Origin of the sequence: Streptomyces sp. NPDC001339, assembly GCF_042895955.1 — a bacterium.
Lineage (GTDB): Bacteria > Actinomycetota > Actinomycetes > Streptomycetales > Streptomycetaceae > Streptomyces.
The window spans coordinates 99,441-115,417 of sequence record NZ_JBIAWT010000007.1 but is presented as its reverse complement, the minus strand read 5'-3'; the positions used below and the strand labels follow the sequence as shown (position 1 = coordinate 115,417).

Below are 15,977 nucleotides of genomic sequence, written 5' to 3'. Positions count from 1 at the left end.
TCGGGCGGGTGCCCGCCCGACCCCACAGATGCATGCCGTCAGTTGTCGCAGCAGTGGCTGCAGCCGGAGCCGCCGCCTTCGCTGGTGCAGCCCGGGGTGCAGTACGAGATGCTCGTGATGGCCGGGCCGGCGACGGACTTCTCCACGCCGATCTCCAGGTCGAGATCGAACAGGTTCATATCGCTCTTCATTTGAGCGGGGGCCTTGATCCTCACAGTGACTCCTCACGGAAACCGATTGAATGTTCGTGGATCGCGATCCGTGCATCACGGAAGCATGGTCGTTCGTGAGCGATCAATGAGTTTGAACCCGCTTGGCAGCGTTGGCAGTTCAGTGGCAGGGGGGAGACGGGCTCGGTCGTTACTCGGCGGAATCCGGCCAGAAACGGGGATCCGTGCCGGCGACGCGTGAACCAATCGGAATCTTCTGCCTACATACGTGATGTGAGTTCGGACGAAGCTTTGCTTGGCGCCGTCGCCCAGGGCGACCAAGCCGCCCTGCGTGCCCTCTACGAGAGGCATGCCACCCCCATGCTCCGCCTCATCCGAAGACTCACCTCGGATCAAGGAGTTTCCGAGGAGATCCTTCAGGAGGCATGGCTGGCCGTGTGGCGCTCGGCGGAGAGCTTCCGCAACGAGTCCTCGGTGCGGGGGTGGCTCATGGGCGTGGCCAGACGACAGGCACACAATCAGCTCCGCAGGTCGCGGCCGCAGCTGGCGGATCTGGCTGAGGCACAGGACATGCCAGCCCCAGGCCCGAGTGTGGAAGACCAAGTCGTGCGGGAGGCTGAGCGCACCGAGTTATTAGCGGCCGTGCGCGCCCTTCCCCTGCATCTGCGCGAGGTTCTCACTCTGGTGCTGGTTGAAGACCTGGCCTACCCGGAGGTGGCCACCGTGCTCGCCATTCCGGTGGGCACCGTCAAGAGCCGGATGTCCCATGCGCGAAGGCGGCTGGGCAACATGCTCGACGCGGCGCGGCTGGAAGGAACGGGACGACGATGACAGAACACCTCACAGACGACGTCTTGGCGCGCCTGGCACGAACCGGGCCGGACGACCCGCATCATCGGCGGCACCTCGACGCCTGCCAGGACTGCCTCACGCGGATGTCAGTGTGGCAGGACATCGGGGCAGCAGTGCGTTCGGAAGCAGTCCAACAGGCAGTTCGCGCACCCTCCTTCGAGGCTTTGTTGGGGCCCGCACTGGCCGGTGCCAGCACTGAAAGTGCTGGCGAGCAGCCCTTCGCGGCACATCCCGTTGCCTCAGGGGACGTGGTGTCCGGTACCGCCCATGGTGTGGTACGCCCCTGTCGGACGGCATGGCAGCTGGCACTGCGGCAGGCCGTGCTGATGCCAAGGCTTTGGGCTCCGTTGAGTGCTATCGGACTCGTCGGAACAGCACTTCTGGCATCGGCACGCGTGTCGGACCGGTTCGGATTGCGGCTGTTCGGCGCGGTGGTGGTGCTGGTGATCGTGTTCGGGGCGCTGGTGACAGCCTCGCCCCGGCGCGACCCCCGACGTGAGTTGCTCCATACCTTGCCTGTACCGCCGACAGCCGTGTTTCTGGCGCGGGTGACGGTGGTGCTCTGCGTCGACGTGGCGCTGGCGATGGTCTGCTCGACACTGGTGGCCGGGCCAGGCTGGTGGGCCGCGGTCTCGAGCTGGCTGGGCACGTCCCTGTTTGCCGCGTCACTAGCGCTTGCGCTGTCGGTCCGATTCGCTCCGGCAGCAGGCGCGGCGGCGGGCGCCGCCGTGTGGCTGTTGAATGTGGTGGTCGGTCCTCAGGGCGTGTTCACCACCCCGCTCGACGCTCTCTTGCGCGCTCTGCTGTCGACGACGCCGTGGACGTTGCTTCTGTCCGTCGCCCTGTTGGGGTGGGCCGTCGGGGCCATGCGGTCGCTCGGGAAGCCCGAGTCTTGGCAGGTCGCAGATGGGGCGTAGCCACCGTGCCGAGGTGTCCCAGCGTTCAGGCAGCCTGGTGCAGCCGTAAGCGTCATGCCGGCGCAAGGGCGCTTGGCCATGAGCATGCACGAGCGGAGTACGCCCGCGTTTTATCCGCGCGGACTGTGAACCATCGTGGCTCGGACCGCTACATACACGGTGTACCGCTGCTCGCGGCCGGCGCCCCCGTAGCTGGCCGCGAGCAGCGGTACACCGTGCGCTCACCAGAAACCAATGGCACAACGGGAGGGGCTGTGGCATGACTGCTGCGACGTGGTGGGTGCATGAAGCCCGCCGCTGCGGGAGACAAGCGTTTTTCCTGCCGTTCTTGGCGGGGCTCCTCGCGTACGCGGCGACGGCCTCAGGCCCCAGCAGCGGCATGCCGCTTGGGCGTTCGCTGCTGACCTGCGCGCTGCCCGCCGGCATGGCACTGGCCTGTGCAGCGGTGGTGGCGCGCGAGCCGATGCTCGAACTGCACCTGTCGCTGCCCACTCCCTACGTCCGCACCGTTGCCCGCCGTCTCGCCTGGCCCGCTGTCGTCTCTGCGGTCACGGCCTCCATGCTGCTGACATCGGTGGCCGTCACCGGACGTCTGCTGAACCCCGTGGCCGTACTGTGGGAGCTGGTCGGACTGACTGTGCTGCTGGTCGGCGGTGCGGTATGGGCGACGGTGCAATCTCGGTCGTCCGGCCCCGCCACCGGACTGGTGGTCGCGGTTGTCTTGGCCAAACTGCTCCTGGTCGACCCGCTGGTACCAGAAGGCGCCGTGCAGGCCCTGCCCGCGCTGCTGGCTGGGACCTGGCTGACCGCACTCGCGCTGCGGACGCTGGGACCCGGCGGGCGGCCGGCCGCCCGGCTCGGTCGCGTCGCCAGGTCACACTTCGGTGCCGGGGAGGCATGATGGCAGCTCTGCTGTGGACCCTGCGGTACGAGGCACTGATGGCTGCACGCCGCAAGACCGTCTGGGGCTCGGTGCTGCCCCTGGCTCTTCTGAGCCTGCTACTCGCCATCACCTCACCAGTCGTCACCGCACACAGCGACCCGGCCGTCAGAGTCGGCGCAGCTACAGTGCTCATCAACTCCTTCTGCACTCTGGGCGTGGGCCTTGCACTCGCCGACCGGCTGCGCCGCGACCGCGATTCGCACGGAATATCCGAGTTGCTGTCTGCCACCCCTGCCGGACCGTTCATGCGTACGGCCGGGAGGCTGGCCGGCCCACTACTGACCGCCCTGGCCCCGATCGCCGCACTCATACTCCTCCACGCAGTGGTGACCTCTGCGACCGGAGGCTCGGTGGCGCCGCTGGGCTCGGCCGTGGTCTCGCTGATGACAGCCGTGCTCCCATCGGCGATGCTGGCCACCTCGCTCGCGGGACTGCTGGGAGTACTGCTGCCAGTGGCCGCGGCGCGCGCCGTCACGGTCGTGGTGTGGCTGTGGGCATGCCACTTCCCGCCCAGCTTCTCACCACTGCCGACGGCGACCGGCACAGTCCTGTCGCCGCTCGGTGGCTACCAGCTCGTTGCCTGGGCACACGCACCTGCTGTGTGGGCAGCCCGGCAAGGCACCGGTGTGCTGCGCCCCGCAGTCAGCAATACGACCGCCCTGCTGAACGTCGCCCTCATCCTCGCCATGGCCGTTGCCTGCTATGTGCTCGGCTATTTCGTCGCTCGCTTCGGACGATACGGAGCATCATGAACATCACCACTGAGCAACTGACAAAGATCCATCCTGGCGGCCGCCGCGCGCTGGAGTCTGTCGACCTCCACATCGAAAGCGGGACTGTTGGGCTGCTCGGCGCCAACGGCGCGGGCAAGACCACTCTGCTGCGCATCCTCACTGGTGTGCTGCGGCCCACCTCCGGCCGGGTGGTCGTCGCCGGCCACGACCTGTCGACCAGTGCCGGGCTCTCAGCCGTCAAGTGCACCCTGGGCTATCTTCCGCAAGAGCTTTCCCTCTACCCGGACCTGACAGCGCGTGAGTTCCTCGACTACATCGGGGTTCTCAAGGGCATCCACGACAAACGCGAACGCCGCCGCCAGGTCGACGCCCGGATCGTTGAGGTCGGCCTGGAGGAGCAAGCCGCCGAGCGACTGGCCGGCTTCTCCGGTGGCATGAAACGGCGTGTCGGCATCGCACAGGCACTGATGGGCAACCCATCTGTCCTGATTGTTGACGAGCCCACGGCTGGCCTCGACCCGCATGAACGGATGCGCTTTCGCGCGCTACTCGCCGGACTCGGCCACAGCCGCACCGTGCTGCTGTCTACCCACATCCTCGACGATGTCGCCCAGACCTGCCCCGAAGTGGCAGTGCTCGCATCCGGCCGTCTGATCTTCCACGACACCACGACCGCTCTGGCCAGCCAGGCCGCGGGCTGCACGTATGTGTACCGGTCCGCTGATGCTGCCGACGGACCACCCCACGGTGCCGAGATCGTGAGTGCGGTGACCACCGCCGAGGGACCCGAATACCGCATCGTCACGGCCACTCCACCCACTGGAGCCCAGCCAGTTGAACCATCTCTTGAGGACGGCTATGCGGCTCTGCTCAACGCCTACCACTCAACATTGCACCAGCATGCTCCGAAATGAAGTGAGTGAGGTAACCGACAAGTGACTACCAGCAACAGGTGGTCCATCACCACCGAGACCACTAACGTGGCCGACGCTGAATCCACGCCAACCGTCAGGCTTGCCCCCCATTCCCCGCGTCGTGCCCATACCTTCACCGCAGCTTCAGCCCTCACGGGTATGGCGCTACTCGCTTTGACCGCCTGTGGAGGAAGCGGCCGCTTCGAACCAAGCACCAAGGATCCCGTCCCACTTCCCAGCCCCACCGCCACTGAGCAGGTCGTGAGCGAGAAGAATTTCGGCTACCTCTGGCCATTGAAGATCGACCACGGAACGGTCGCATGTCGTGAGGGAGGCCAAGCCGTCATCACTGCGCCAGATAGCACTACCTACGCCCTCAATAATCAGGCACGCAAGGCGGGTTATCCCGACATTGAGCCGATCCGCGTTTCCGGGAACAGCGGAGAGAAAGTGAGCCTTGGCTCATTGCTCAGCAGGACGATGAAGCTCTGCCGGCCCATCCGATGATTTGGCGGCTACCAACCCAAGGATCGGAGTCGCCTGCGCGCGGTTTGGGAGTCACCCGGCCGCAGTGAATCTTCTGCCGATCCCAGAGGTTCCTGACAAGCTCGGCATCAATCCGGGCACGCTGCACAGCTGGGTCTCGCGTTGGCGCCACAACGGACGGCGAGCTCCGACCGACCTGTGGACGTCACACCCGGCGGGCGGCTGCGGGGAGGCTGAACGCGCCGAACTGGAGCGGTTGCGCCGGGAGGCGGCGGAGCGGAAGAAGCACATCCGCGAGCTGGAGATCGAGCGTGACGCCCTCAAGTGATGCATGATCTTCTGGGCGAACTGATCGAGGCGTTTCCAGCCGAACTGGCCGCGTTCATCGGTAAACAGAGAACCGAGCACCACATCCCGCACCGCGTCGCCTGCCTCCCCCTGGGCGTCTCGGAGTCCTGGTTTTGCAAGTGACGCAACCGGCCTGCCACCGCCCGCGCGATACGACGCGGACAGGTGACCGACGCGATCACCTGGATCTTCACAGGCTGGCAGCACCTACGGCTCTCAGAAAATCTGAGCCCTCCTGGTGCCGGTCGGCTGGGGCGTCCGCGGTGAGCCGGACTTCACCGCGGACGCCCCAGACCAAACGTGGTGCGGTGAAAATGCCCGAGGTCTCGTCTTGAACTGTCGCAAAACTTACTTCTCCTGATGTCACATATGTGAATTGATACTTGAGGTTACGCCAGTCCAACCTCCTGGCCGTAACGGTGACGCAGGGCACAAGTGGTGCGACCGTCCCCGTAGTATCCGCCCTTCGGGAGATGCGCAGACCGGCCGCGTCGGCGCCAGGGAGGTAGGCGTAGGGGGAGGTACGGATGGGATCTGCACGGGAACTGACCGAAACATATCCGGTCCCCTTCCGGAGACGGCGGATTTCGAACACGGAGCCCCCTGACGATGCTGTGCAGCTAAGGCCTGCTCGGCTTCGGACAGGGAGGTGGTGCGGTGGTATCGCATTCCGATCGGCCGGTGGAGCTGGACGGTATCTCCGTGCAGCGGCGCCAGGCGGTGAATCTCGCCGATGCCCCCGGTATTTTCTGGGCCGCCCTCATGGCCACCGTAGTGCCACCGGTACCACTTCTCGGCCCTCCACGACATCACACCCACGAGGGTAGTAACCACGGGGACGAACATGACGGGGATCGATAAGCACTACGGGGGAACATCACTTTGCATCAGCACGAGCACGAGTACGCTTCGAGCGCCAGAGAGATCCGCGTCCTGGTCCACTCTGGGCTCAAGGCACACTTTGAGTCACCGCACGACACGTTCAGCACGCTCTGCTCCAGGCTGGGCCGCGTTGAGTTCATCGACAGCGAGGATCTGGCCGCGTCTGGATCCGCACTCGACCTGCCGGTGCTGGTGCCGGTCACCAGCGAGTTCCAGGCCCAGGAACTGCGCGAAATAAGGGTTCGGCATCCGCTATCCCTGCTCACTGCGGTCACCAATGACATCTCGGGGCACTACACGTACTACGCCATCCGCTCAGGCGCGAACTTCGTCATCAACCTCGCAATACCCGCTGAGAGCCAGATCGACATGCTGTACGCACAGTTCCGGACACACCGCGCGACCACTCCCACTGACCCCACCGCCGCATGGCGCCAAGCATTGCCGGCAGACCACAGCGGCCATGCCCGCGTTCGGTACGACAACGCTGCCTCTCGCGATGCTTCTGCGGGGCACGGCAGCCCTGTACGTGAGGGAAGGCGTACGGAACCCGACACTCGACCGACCTCACCGCCTGTTGCCGAATCCACACCGGGTAGCGACTCCGCGCCCATCACAGTGGCTCGTGAGGAGGAGCACATACGTCGAAGAATCCCGCAGTTACCCCTTTCTGAAAGCGACAAAGAGCTGGTGCGGCTGCTCTGCACCTCCATCACGGTGTCCGAGATCGCGCGGCGCTACTACTGTTCCGAAAGGTCCATGTACCGCCGAATCCGCAAGCTGTACGACAAGCTGGGCATCGCAGGACGCACCGAGCTGACGTCGCTGGCCGCCACACTAGGCATGAATCAGCTGTTGTCGGGGCCCGTCGGCTGACGCCACAGACGTTTGGGTGCGCGCCTTACGCGCCCCTGCCAACCCGCTGATGGCCCCATCTGGCAGTCACGGGGCCATCTGTCGTCCCTGGTCGTTTAGCGAATTCCACCGTCTGTGGTTTCCAACAGGCGGAAGAAACCTGCTTCCACATCTCCGTCGATGGCGAGCCCTGCCAGAGGGCCTTCGTACTGAGTACGGCCGGCTACCAGGACGTGCACCCGGTCACACACCTGAGCGACCTCCGCCAGCTGATGGCTGGCGATCAGCACTGCCACTCCTTCACCGGCCAACGACCTGATGATCCCCCGCATTTCGCGGATGCCGACCGGATCGAGGCCGTTGGTGGGCTCGTCAAGAACGATGAGCCGTGGTCTGGCCAGTAGCGCCACGGCGATTCCCAACCTCCAGCGCATGCCGAGGGAATACGCTCCGACCCTACGGTCCCGTGCATCTGTCAACTTGACGAGTTTAAGCGCTGGTTCGATCCATGCCTGGGGCACGCTGCGCAGCTTGGCGTGCACTCTCAACGTCTCGTCAGCCGTTAGCGTCGGCCACAATCCGGGGACTTCTATCAAGGCGCCGACGTCTGCCAGAGACTCCCGCCCGACCGGCTTGCCGAAGAGCTCGATACGGCCGGACGTCGGCCTTTGCAGCCCCAGCAGCGCCTTCATGAGCGTAGTCTTGCCCGCACCGTTCGGCCCAAGCAGGCCGTAGACCTCTCCAACTCTGACAGTGAGGTCTACGCCGTCCAGTGCGCGATGCGATCCATAGTGTTTGTGCAGCTGCCGCATCACGAGTGCCGGTGCTGGTGTACCTGGCGTGTGAGCTTCCACCGTGGTCATGTTCAGATCTCCTTACGGCTCATGTGAAGACGGCCGACGAACAGCAGAACCGCCGTCAGCACGGCAGCTAGGCCCACGGCGAGAGGGATGGCCGACATGGCGGTCACGGGACTGTTCTTGGGCAGTGGCACTCCGTTGGGCCCGATCCCGGCCAGCGGCAGCACCACCCGCATGGGCCAGGCGAAGGGGACGGCGTACCAGAAGTCCTTGTCCGAGACAAGCGCTCCGCACAGCAGGCCGGCGACTCCCACCCCGATGCTGGGGCCCATGCCCCACACCACCGCGACCAATACGGCCAACGTCGTCATGGCCAGGCCCACCAGCCAAGGCAAATAGACAGCCGCAACCACGATCCCCATGGCTTCGGGAAAACGGCCACTGATCATTGCACCGACAGAGAGCATCATCAGCAGCACTGTGGAGGAGATGAAACCGAGAACCCCCAGTGCGGCCACCTTGCCGACGAAGTAGCGACCGCGCGGCACACCGTACGACAGCAGCAGTCGCCAGGCGTCGTGATCCGCACGGACCGACAACGCCGCGGCCAGGCCCGCCGTCATCGGTACCAGCACGCCCCAGAACTCCAAGGTCACATTGCGGAACACCTCGAAGGTCTGTCCTGCCTTCGCTTCGGAGGAGCCAAGAGAGCCGAGGAAGAGAGGGATTGTGATGATGAGGGGGGCCAAGAGGTGGTACCAGGGGATGAAGCCGCGCTTGTGACGGGCAAGTTCGGTTCCCACCACGGTTGCCAGTGAGGGGTTGTCTCGCTGCCCGACGAGGAGCGGGGCAGTAGTGCCGTGCGCCATGTGTTCTCCTACCTGGTCGCTGTCGGTTGCGCGATGTACGTAGCGGCGGCCGACACTGCGGTTCACGCTTCCAGGGCGCTAAAGGTCCGTGTTTTGGGTGATCTACTCCGCTTCGGGCAGGCGCGAGAACTATCCAGCCCCCTCAGTGGGAAGCGAACTGGAGCGCGCCCGCCGCCCCGTTGGCACGTGCGCGAGCAGCCCCACGAGGTAGGCGAGTGGCACACCGCATCGAAACCCTCTTTCACCAAGAGGATCGCCACGCGAGTGCCGGCAGCGGCAAGGCCCTGTGGCGGACAACTGACATCCGACTGCCAACTCCCATGACATACGGTGTATTTAGCGATTCCAAGTGCGAGTGTCGTACGCGACACCGGACCAGCCGAGCTCGCAGAGGCCGGCCGGTCTGATGGGTTCCGATCCCAAACCGTCAAGGAGGAACACCCATGAAGACGCTTCGCCGCACGCTCGTTGCCGGAGCCGCCGTCCTCGCGCTCGGAGGCGTCGCCGCCCCCGCCGCTTCCGCCAACACCATTAACCAGGCGGCTCCGGCGAGCGGGGTCGCAGTCATGAAGACCTGGCACGCCACCGTGCAGTGCCAGATCATCCGAATCAGCGACAACAACGCGATCGGCTACGAGAGGGCTGACGGCACGGGCAACACCAAGGAAAAGGCCATAATCGACGCGGAGCGCAACATCCCCGTTCCGCAGGGCCACTACAAGCGCCACTGCGACGCTAAGCGCACCTGGTAGCGTCGAAAGGGAGGCGAGTGCTCTCGCCTCCCTTTACCTCCTGGCCAGGATAGGTGAGAGATGACTGAAGACCTGAGCGTCTGGGAAGTGCGGCTGGGTATATACGCCACTCAGCAGCAGGCTGAAGAGATCAAGGAACGCATCACCAGTTTGCTGTGCCCCGACCCTGATCACGCCCCACCATGCCCCATCCCGTGGTCGGTAATGACCCTCCATGCGTCAGATCTCGACGACCCTAATTCCTATTCAGGACTAGTTGAACAAGCCCAGATCGAGAAACGCCAATTCAAGTAGCCGCCCTGATGGGGTTAAAGAATCTCCGCCACCCCCAGCACGGCAGTTCCCAAAGTCGCCCGATCAGCAGTCCGGAATTCATTAAGTTCGCTGCACTGCGCACCGAGAGCCCGAGGAGTCGAATAGCGCGAAAGTCCACACGGAACGTCGCTTTAGCCGTAGGAGGGGTCTTAGCGGTAGGGGTGCTTCAACTTGCCGCAACAGCCCCGGCCCAGGCCGTTGGCGGAGGCGGCTCTGCCACACCGGCAACCTGCGTGGCTACATTGAAGAAATCGGGATATTCAGTGAATGCCGCGATGGAAGCAGCGTGCAGCAAGGCTACGGGCGTGAGCCCTATGGGGCGTACCGAATGCAAGTTGGACTTGATGAGCGCCGGGGTCGGTGACAACATAGCTTTCACTTCCTGCGTCTACGCTCCCAAGGATTATGAGAAACCAGGAGTTGCTGTAGCCAGCAAGTGAAGGTAGGGATATGGCCACCGTGAGGGGAAGATTCGCCTCTCACCGTGGCCAGTCATATCATCCTCGATGTCAAGACAGCGCTGTCCGGCGAGGCTCAATGGTTCGCTCTTTTCGCTCCGCAATGTGATGGGGAACCTGTCACGTGTTTACGGAAGTGTCGGATGACGATTTCCGAATGGCACCCGCATCGCTGACGTCACCGACTGCCAAGGCTACGGCGTTAATCTCGGTGTTTCATGACGGCCCGCAGGATTCTCCTGCGGGCCGTCATGAAACACCGAGATTAACGCGCTTAGAAGGAGTCCATCGCGCCCTCCGGGGCTTCTCAGGAACTTTCAGCCAATATCCGCGAACCACGCTTCGATGGCAGCGAGGCCGCGCGCTCCGGCCTCCGGCATGAAGTGCGTGTACGTCCGGAGGGTGAACGCCGGGTCGGAGTGCCCGAGCCACTTCGCGAGTGACACGATCGACTCGCCCGCTTCGAGCATCACCGAGGCGTAAGTATGGCGCAGGACGTGAAAGCCGTGCTCCCGGCTCGGCTCCCACACGCGCGTGGCCTTCTCCCCCTTCTCCTGCTTCGGGAGAGGGGGGATCACCCCGGCCTCGGCCAGAGCCGGCTTCCAAGACTTGGTGTTCCACGTGGCCCGGTTGACCGCTCCGCCGCGGGTTGTAGTGACCAGCAACGGCACCGTCACTTTGCGGCGCTCGTCCCTGGGGACGTCGGGCTCCTCGGGATCGAGCCACGGCAGGGTCACCTCAATCGTCTCGAACTGCTCCTGGTGTACCAGCACCCGCTTCCCTAGGGCCTTCGTCACCTGTACGTCGCGCTCACGGCCGCCCTTCGGTGGACCGAAGTAGAGCCGTGACTTGTACCGCAGAATCTGCCGCTCAATGTGGACGAAGTCACCCCGCACATCGTCGGGCGAGAACCCAAATGCCTCCCCCTGTCGCAGCCCACACCCGACGCCGAGGTCAACGGTGATCTGGTACCGATCGGCAAGCTCCGCCCGCACTGCACCGACTCGGCTCTGCGTCCAGGAGCGCGCCCTCCGCTCCGGCTTCTTTGGCGGCTTGATCGTGCTGTTGCCCTTGCATGAGTTACGGAAAAGGCGCTTGTCCTCAACGGCGGCCTGCATGATCGCCTTCAGGTACACCCATGCGGTGTATGCGGTGCCCGACCCGACTTCGCGTTGCACATCGGCCGTCCACTTCCGCAGTTCGGCGACGCCGACATCGCGGAGCGCCAGGTCTCCGAGGTGGGGGAGCACCTGTCCCCAGATCCGGTACTCCATGCTCTCCAGCGTCTGGGCTGGGTGTATCTGGGCCGGCCACCAATGCTTTTCGACGTACTCGCGCACGGTGATCTCACCGTCGCGGGGATCGACGAAGTCACCGCGGCGAGAGTCCGTCTGCGTCTCGGCCAACCACGCCTTGGCATCGACGACCGTCTCGAACGAGCGATCGCGCACGCCCGGAATTCCCTTGACCCGATAGCGGGTACATTTCCCCCACAGCGCCGTCCGCTCGCGCTTACCCGTCTCCTTGTTTGGTCGCTTCTTGAGCCACCTGTCCTCTATATACCCCGCCATGCGAGACCTCCCTTTGATCCGGCGGCTGACCCGCTCAGCGCATTCCGGCGCTGTGCACCACACACAGACGACCCCCGTGCGCATCAAATTCCGGATGCAGCCGACTTCTTCAACTTTTTTCTACGGACAGGGCGGCCACCGACGCCCAACCGTGCCAGAGACGCCTATTACGGTTAAGCAGCGCGACGCGCAGGGCGCCGCAGCGGTGCCTTGCGCACCGGATTGAGGGCCGGGTTCGACCGTGAATCGGCGTTCTGCTGTTCCGTCAGCCACGCATCCAGCAGGTCTCGTCGATACATGACCCGCCCACCGGGGCCCATACGGAAACTGGGAGGTCCCTGCCGCCGATGGCGCCAGACGTACAGAGTGTTCACCGAGATACCCATGTACCTCACCGCATTCTGTACGTTCATGAACGCTGTCTCGACAGTGGGCTGTGTGTGGTTGCGCATCGCGTATCTCCGGATGAAACGTCATCAGCCAGGCGGGCCTTTGAGTGCCCACCACCCCGCGAGGCACAGTGCAGGACGCCGCTGGCAGGGAGGATCAGGATGCGGAGAATCGCGGGTTTGGTGAGGCCGGGATTTGGTGATAGATAGCCTTCCTTGGCACATCGCGAAGATTCGTGCGTTGCTGCCAGTGCCGCTGCATAGCGGGGCCCTACGCTCATCGCCTCAGCTGCGCCCCGGAATAGATTCCCCATGGCCTCGATTGTTCGTTGGCAGGATCGATGAGTAGACGGGGGAGGCAATGACTAACCTGAAGGCGTTCCGTGTCCGGGATGGGCAGGCCAGGGAGATACCTTCGGCGTACCTCCGCAGGCGTGCGTTGTAGTCGAAGATCCATGGGGCGTCGGAGCCGGAAAGGTGTCAGACGGTCTCGGCCACTGCGAAGGCGGGGTTCACGACGCGGGCGGGCGGTGCGTACAGGAGCCGTGCCCTGGGCTGCGACAGGTGCATGGTGACAGCGAGGACCTCGCGCGTGGGCATCCCACGCGGGCTGACCTTCGCCCCGCTCTTGACCAACGTGACGGCCGCGGTGAAGAGTTCGGCGACGCTGTCGGCGGTGAATGTCGTCATCGGGTCGCTCCCTTGCCCCGGGGCAAGCCGGACTCAGCGCCGGGGGCATCGTGTTGGTTGGAGTTGGTGTGTGTAGTGCCGACCTCGGCCTCGCGGACAATGAGCCGGGCGATATCGGCAGCGCTGTGGCCTCGCCAACGGCAGACCGCATCGCGCGCTTCTCGCGGTACTCGGGTTCCTCCGGTCTCCTCGCACAGGAGATTGAGCGCATCCGAAATGTCGGTTGCCATACGGCACTCATGCGCGACGGCATGCTCGGCGAGCCCCAGCGTGCGGTCACCGGGCCGGCCCAGTTCGAGTACGGGCACATCGAGGAGTACGGCTTCGATACCGCAGGTGGATGACACGCTCACCACGGCGTCTGCTCCCGCCAGGCAGCCGCGCGCCCCGATGCGCGAGTCGCTCACGGCCACCGGTGTTCTGCCGTCGCGCCGCAGCCAGTGGTCGAAGTGGTGGCGCTCTTGGGCCGGGTGCGGGGCGATGACCAGCCCCCAACGCCCTCGCGCCTTCGCGAGTCCGTCAAGAATGACGTCCGCCTGGGCCTGCAGACGGTCCGGCCCGAACGGCTGGCAAGCCCACACCGCGATCCGCTCTGGACGGCGTTCGGCGCGGGTGCCGAACAGCTTCTGGAGATAGCGGCGCTGAGCTTCCCGCCCTAGGCCGGCGAGCGCGTCGAAGCGAGGCTGGCCGAGAACGTGGATCTCCGCACGGGGGTGGCGGACCCATGCCCTCGCCAGTTCCACGTCGCGCTCCCCCATCACCACGATGTGACGGCTGTGGAGGGCGGGCCAGGCGACCGCCCCTGGGATCCAGGCTCCGTGCTGAACGTTCACCGTGGTGACGCCGTGCCGCTCGGCGGTATAGGCGGCGAGGGCTCCGAACGGGCTGATGTCGTTGCTCAGCAGCACGGTGTGCGGGCGTACCGTGTCGAGCAGCTCGTTGAACCACTCCTCGACTCGTACTACGGCTCGCCAGGACGGCTGGGTGCACCCGTCGCTCTCTCGCAGGAGCGCTGCGGCAAGGCGCTCCAGCCGGTCCAACCGGACCGTGTGCATGCCGATCTGGATCGTCCCCGCGCCTCCGGCAGTCTCTTCAGCGTCCATGCCCGGCTCGGGAACGGTGCCGGACGCGGTGAGGGCGTCGGCGGGTGCTGAGCACAGCGTGATGAACTTACGTGCGGGAGCAGGGCAGCGCTCCGCCGGGTCCGTGGCGAGGTCGACCAACAGGCTGGACCGGCCTTCATCCACCAGTTTCTCCAGCACCGGCAGCAGCGTCTGCGCGTGCCGGGACGACCAGGAGAGCGCCACAACTTCTGCCGTCGGTGGAGTAAAAGGCTCCGCCGTACCTGCGGGACCTTCCTCGGGCAGCAGCCCGGCGAGCTCGCGCCGCCGGGCTGAGCGCGCCGGGTTGCCCAGCGTCTGCGCGCCAAGTGCGTACGCGACGCCCGACCAGGTGACGGTATACGCGCGGTACTCCCGTGAACTGGTCTCCCGAACCCCGAGTAGCTCTTCGTGCGGGGCCGGCGTCACAGGGCCGGGATCGTGAGCGAACTCCGGCCACGCGCTCAGAGCCAGGAGCTTGCGCACAAACTGTGTGACCAGACGCCGTACGGGAACGCGGTGCACGTAGAGCCACGAGGCACCACCCAGCGTCTCGGCCCGCCCGGAGCTGTACTTCTCCAAGGCGGACATGAGGTCGGCAACATGCTCGTCGACGATCGTCCGGGCGATGGGCAGTGCTTCAAGTTCGAGCGTGGTGATGAGGGATCCCGTCGTGTGCCGAAGGGAGGCTTCTCCCACGAGAGCCCAGACGGTCCGCTCCCCCACCGAGGTCCGGACCAGCCCGGGCGCTCCGCGCGTCGAGGTGCTCACAGCAGGCTCCCTTCCACGAAGGGAGCCGAGGGCTGGTCGGGTTCGAGGAGGCCGAGGAGGTCCTGTGGGGTGTGCGCAATCGCGGGCGGCGGGCTGCCCGGGTCTCCATATCCCCAGGCGGCATGTACGTACGGGACGCCGGCCCGCCGGGCGCACTCGCGATCGACTGCCATATCGCCCACGAACATCGCGGCCGCGGGATCAGTGGCGAGATCGATGAGCGCGAGCATCAGTGGGTCCGGTGCCGGCTTGCCCCGTTCAAGGCCGCCAGGGGTCCGGACCGCGGCGAAGGGACACCCGAGCCGAGCGAGCAGTGGCGCGGCGCGGTCCAGCGGTTTGGACGTGACCACCCCGAGAAGCCAGTCTGCCGCAGCGAAGGTGTGGAGCACTTCCTCCATACCGTCGAACGGACGGGCCAGCTCGCAGCCTCGCTCAGATGCCTGCGCGTACGTCTCGTGGAGACGATCGGCCTCGGTGAGACCGAGCAGTTCCATGATGTCGTCGAAGGGACGGCCGAGGTGCTGCTCGTACATCTCGAACGGCACGTCGATGCCGTGGCGTTCGCGGACCGCTCGCCATGCCTGCCGCATGACCGGACGCGTATCGAGCAGGACGCCGTCGAGGTCGAGGACGAGCGCACGCCTCAGTGTGGATGCGGTCACCGGGACCGCGCTCCTTCATCGGCGTGGAGGATGCGCCAGCTCCAGGCGAGGCTCACCGCGTGCGTGGCATCGGAGGCGCCCATCTTGTCCAGCAAACGCCGGATGTGCTTCTTGGCGGTCCCGTGCGACATCAGCTGCACTTTCGCAACTTCTCGTCCGACCGCCCCCTGGGCCAGCAGCCGGAGCGTGACGGCCTCGGTATCGGAGAGTTCCGGGTGCACGGCCCCGGCGCCCTTCGGCCGGGCCTCATGGCCGGCGCGGCACGCCATATCGGCAAGCATCGGACGGCTGCCGGTTCCCAGCTTGGACCGGATGCCGCGCAGGTAGCCCTTGACGGTGCCTTCGGTTACGCCGACGCGAGCCGCGATCTCCCTGTTGCCCAGGCCGTCGGCGACAAGGCTCAGTACCTTGTTCTCCCGCGGGGTGAGGGCCGACAAGTCAGGCGGGGCGGTTGTGGGCATGACTGACAGCTCCAAGATCTGATCGGAGACGTGGAGTG

General features: G+C 65.3%; 20 protein-coding genes. 11 read left to right on the top strand and 9 right to left on the bottom strand.

Going from position 1 to position 15,977, the window contains the following annotated elements:
- Positions 1-38 precede the first annotated feature (38 nt).
- Complete coding sequence (locus ACFY12_RS21480; protein ID WP_390717447.1) at positions 39-215, bottom strand: gallidermin/nisin family lantibiotic; 177 nt, start codon at positions 213-215, stop codon at positions 39-41.
- Between the two features lie 228 nt (positions 216-443).
- Here ACFY12_RS21480 and ACFY12_RS21475 point away from each other — a divergent pair, with 228 nt between their 5' ends.
- The 9 genes from ACFY12_RS21475 (at position 444) to ACFY12_RS21435 (ending at position 7,122) form a co-directional block, all read left to right on the top strand.
- The gene (locus ACFY12_RS21475; RefSeq protein ID WP_390717446.1) at positions 444-1,001 is read left to right on the top strand and encodes an RNA polymerase sigma factor; all 558 of its coding nucleotides are present in this window, start codon (positions 444-446) and stop codon (positions 999-1,001) included.
- Positions 998-1,939 carry a hypothetical protein gene (locus tag ACFY12_RS21470; RefSeq protein ID WP_390717445.1) on the top strand — a complete coding sequence of 314 codons (942 nt, stop codon included), beginning with the start codon at positions 998-1,000 and terminating at the stop codon, positions 1,937-1,939. The genes ACFY12_RS21475 and ACFY12_RS21470 overlap by 4 nt, the downstream gene beginning before the upstream one ends.
- 328 nt (positions 1,940-2,267) lie before the next feature.
- Positions 2,268-2,840: a hypothetical protein gene (locus ACFY12_RS21465; RefSeq protein ID WP_390717444.1), complete on the top strand. Its 573-nt coding sequence runs from the start codon at positions 2,268-2,270 to the stop codon at positions 2,838-2,840.
- The gene (locus ACFY12_RS21460; RefSeq protein WP_390717443.1) at positions 2,837-3,634 is read left to right on the top strand and encodes a hypothetical protein; all 798 of its coding nucleotides are present in this window, start codon (positions 2,837-2,839) and stop codon (positions 3,632-3,634) included. Before ACFY12_RS21465 ends, ACFY12_RS21460 begins: the two co-directional genes overlap by 4 nt.
- On the top strand, positions 3,631-4,530 hold the full coding sequence (locus ACFY12_RS21455; protein ID WP_390717442.1) for an ATP-binding cassette domain-containing protein: 900 nt from the start codon (positions 3,631-3,633) through the stop codon (positions 4,528-4,530). The genes ACFY12_RS21460 and ACFY12_RS21455 overlap by 4 nt, the downstream gene beginning before the upstream one ends.
- A 261-nt stretch (positions 4,531-4,791) precedes the next feature.
- A complete protein-coding gene (locus ACFY12_RS21450; protein ID WP_390717441.1) occupies positions 4,792-5,037 on the top strand; it encodes a DUF2511 domain-containing protein in 246 nt (81 codons plus the stop codon).
- 64 nt (positions 5,038-5,101) lie between these two features.
- Positions 5,102-5,344 (top strand): transposase, encoded by a 243-nt coding sequence (locus tag ACFY12_RS21445; protein ID WP_390717440.1) that lies wholly within the window; start codon positions 5,102-5,104, stop codon positions 5,342-5,344.
- Positions 5,344-5,487: a hypothetical protein gene (locus tag ACFY12_RS21440; protein WP_390717439.1), complete on the top strand. Its 144-nt coding sequence runs from the start codon at positions 5,344-5,346 to the stop codon at positions 5,485-5,487. The genes ACFY12_RS21445 and ACFY12_RS21440 overlap by 1 nt, the downstream gene beginning before the upstream one ends.
- Positions 5,488-6,246: 759 nt before the next feature.
- Positions 6,247-7,122 (top strand): helix-turn-helix transcriptional regulator, encoded by an 876-nt coding sequence (locus ACFY12_RS21435; RefSeq protein WP_390717438.1) that lies wholly within the window; start codon positions 6,247-6,249, stop codon positions 7,120-7,122.
- A 95-nt stretch (positions 7,123-7,217) separates the two neighbouring features.
- On the opposite strand, the gene ACFY12_RS21430 is transcribed toward ACFY12_RS21435, so the two are convergent.
- Together ACFY12_RS21430 and ACFY12_RS21425 are read right to left on the bottom strand one after the other, a co-directional pair.
- Entirely contained in the window at positions 7,218-7,964 is a 747-nt protein-coding gene (locus tag ACFY12_RS21430) for an ABC transporter ATP-binding protein (RefSeq protein WP_390717437.1), read from the bottom strand.
- Positions 7,965-7,966: 2 nt separating this feature from the next.
- A complete protein-coding gene (locus ACFY12_RS21425; protein ID WP_390717436.1) occupies positions 7,967-8,770 on the bottom strand; it encodes an ABC transporter permease in 804 nt (267 codons plus the stop codon).
- A gap of 443 nt (positions 8,771-9,213) precedes the next feature.
- On the opposite strand from ACFY12_RS21425, the gene ACFY12_RS21420 reads away from it, so the two are divergent.
- Together ACFY12_RS21420 and ACFY12_RS21415 are read left to right on the top strand one after the other, a co-directional pair.
- Complete coding sequence (locus ACFY12_RS21420; RefSeq protein WP_390717435.1) at positions 9,214-9,522, top strand: hypothetical protein; 309 nt, start codon at positions 9,214-9,216, stop codon at positions 9,520-9,522.
- 60 nt (positions 9,523-9,582) lie between these two features.
- Entirely contained in the window at positions 9,583-9,816 is a 234-nt protein-coding gene (locus tag ACFY12_RS21415) for a hypothetical protein (protein WP_390717434.1), read from the top strand.
- Positions 9,817-10,612: 796 nt separating this feature from the next.
- On the opposite strand, the gene ACFY12_RS21410 is transcribed toward ACFY12_RS21415, so the two are convergent.
- The 6 genes from ACFY12_RS21410 to ACFY12_RS21385 form a co-directional block, all read right to left on the bottom strand.
- Positions 10,613-11,866: a tyrosine-type recombinase/integrase gene (locus tag ACFY12_RS21410; RefSeq protein ID WP_390717433.1), complete on the bottom strand. Its 1,254-nt coding sequence runs from the start codon at positions 11,864-11,866 to the stop codon at positions 10,613-10,615.
- Positions 11,867-12,039: 173 nt separating this feature from the next.
- Positions 12,040-12,279 (bottom strand): helix-turn-helix domain-containing protein, encoded by a 240-nt coding sequence (locus ACFY12_RS21405; RefSeq protein WP_390717845.1) that lies wholly within the window; start codon positions 12,277-12,279, stop codon positions 12,040-12,042.
- A 456-nt stretch (positions 12,280-12,735) separates the two neighbouring features.
- Positions 12,736-12,945: a hypothetical protein gene (locus ACFY12_RS21400; protein ID WP_390717432.1), complete on the bottom strand. Its 210-nt coding sequence runs from the start codon at positions 12,943-12,945 to the stop codon at positions 12,736-12,738.
- A complete protein-coding gene (locus ACFY12_RS21395) occupies positions 12,942-14,816 on the bottom strand; it encodes a hypothetical protein (protein WP_390717431.1) in 1,875 nt (624 codons plus the stop codon). The genes ACFY12_RS21400 and ACFY12_RS21395 overlap by 4 nt, the downstream gene beginning before the upstream one ends.
- Entirely contained in the window at positions 14,813-15,478 is a 666-nt protein-coding gene (locus ACFY12_RS21390; protein WP_390717430.1) for an HAD family hydrolase, read from the bottom strand. Before ACFY12_RS21390 ends, ACFY12_RS21395 begins: the two co-directional genes overlap by 4 nt.
- Positions 15,475-15,939 (bottom strand): LuxR C-terminal-related transcriptional regulator, encoded by a 465-nt coding sequence (locus tag ACFY12_RS21385; protein ID WP_390717429.1) that lies wholly within the window; start codon positions 15,937-15,939, stop codon positions 15,475-15,477. Before ACFY12_RS21385 ends, ACFY12_RS21390 begins: the two co-directional genes overlap by 4 nt.
- Positions 15,940-15,977 lie beyond the last annotated feature (38 nt).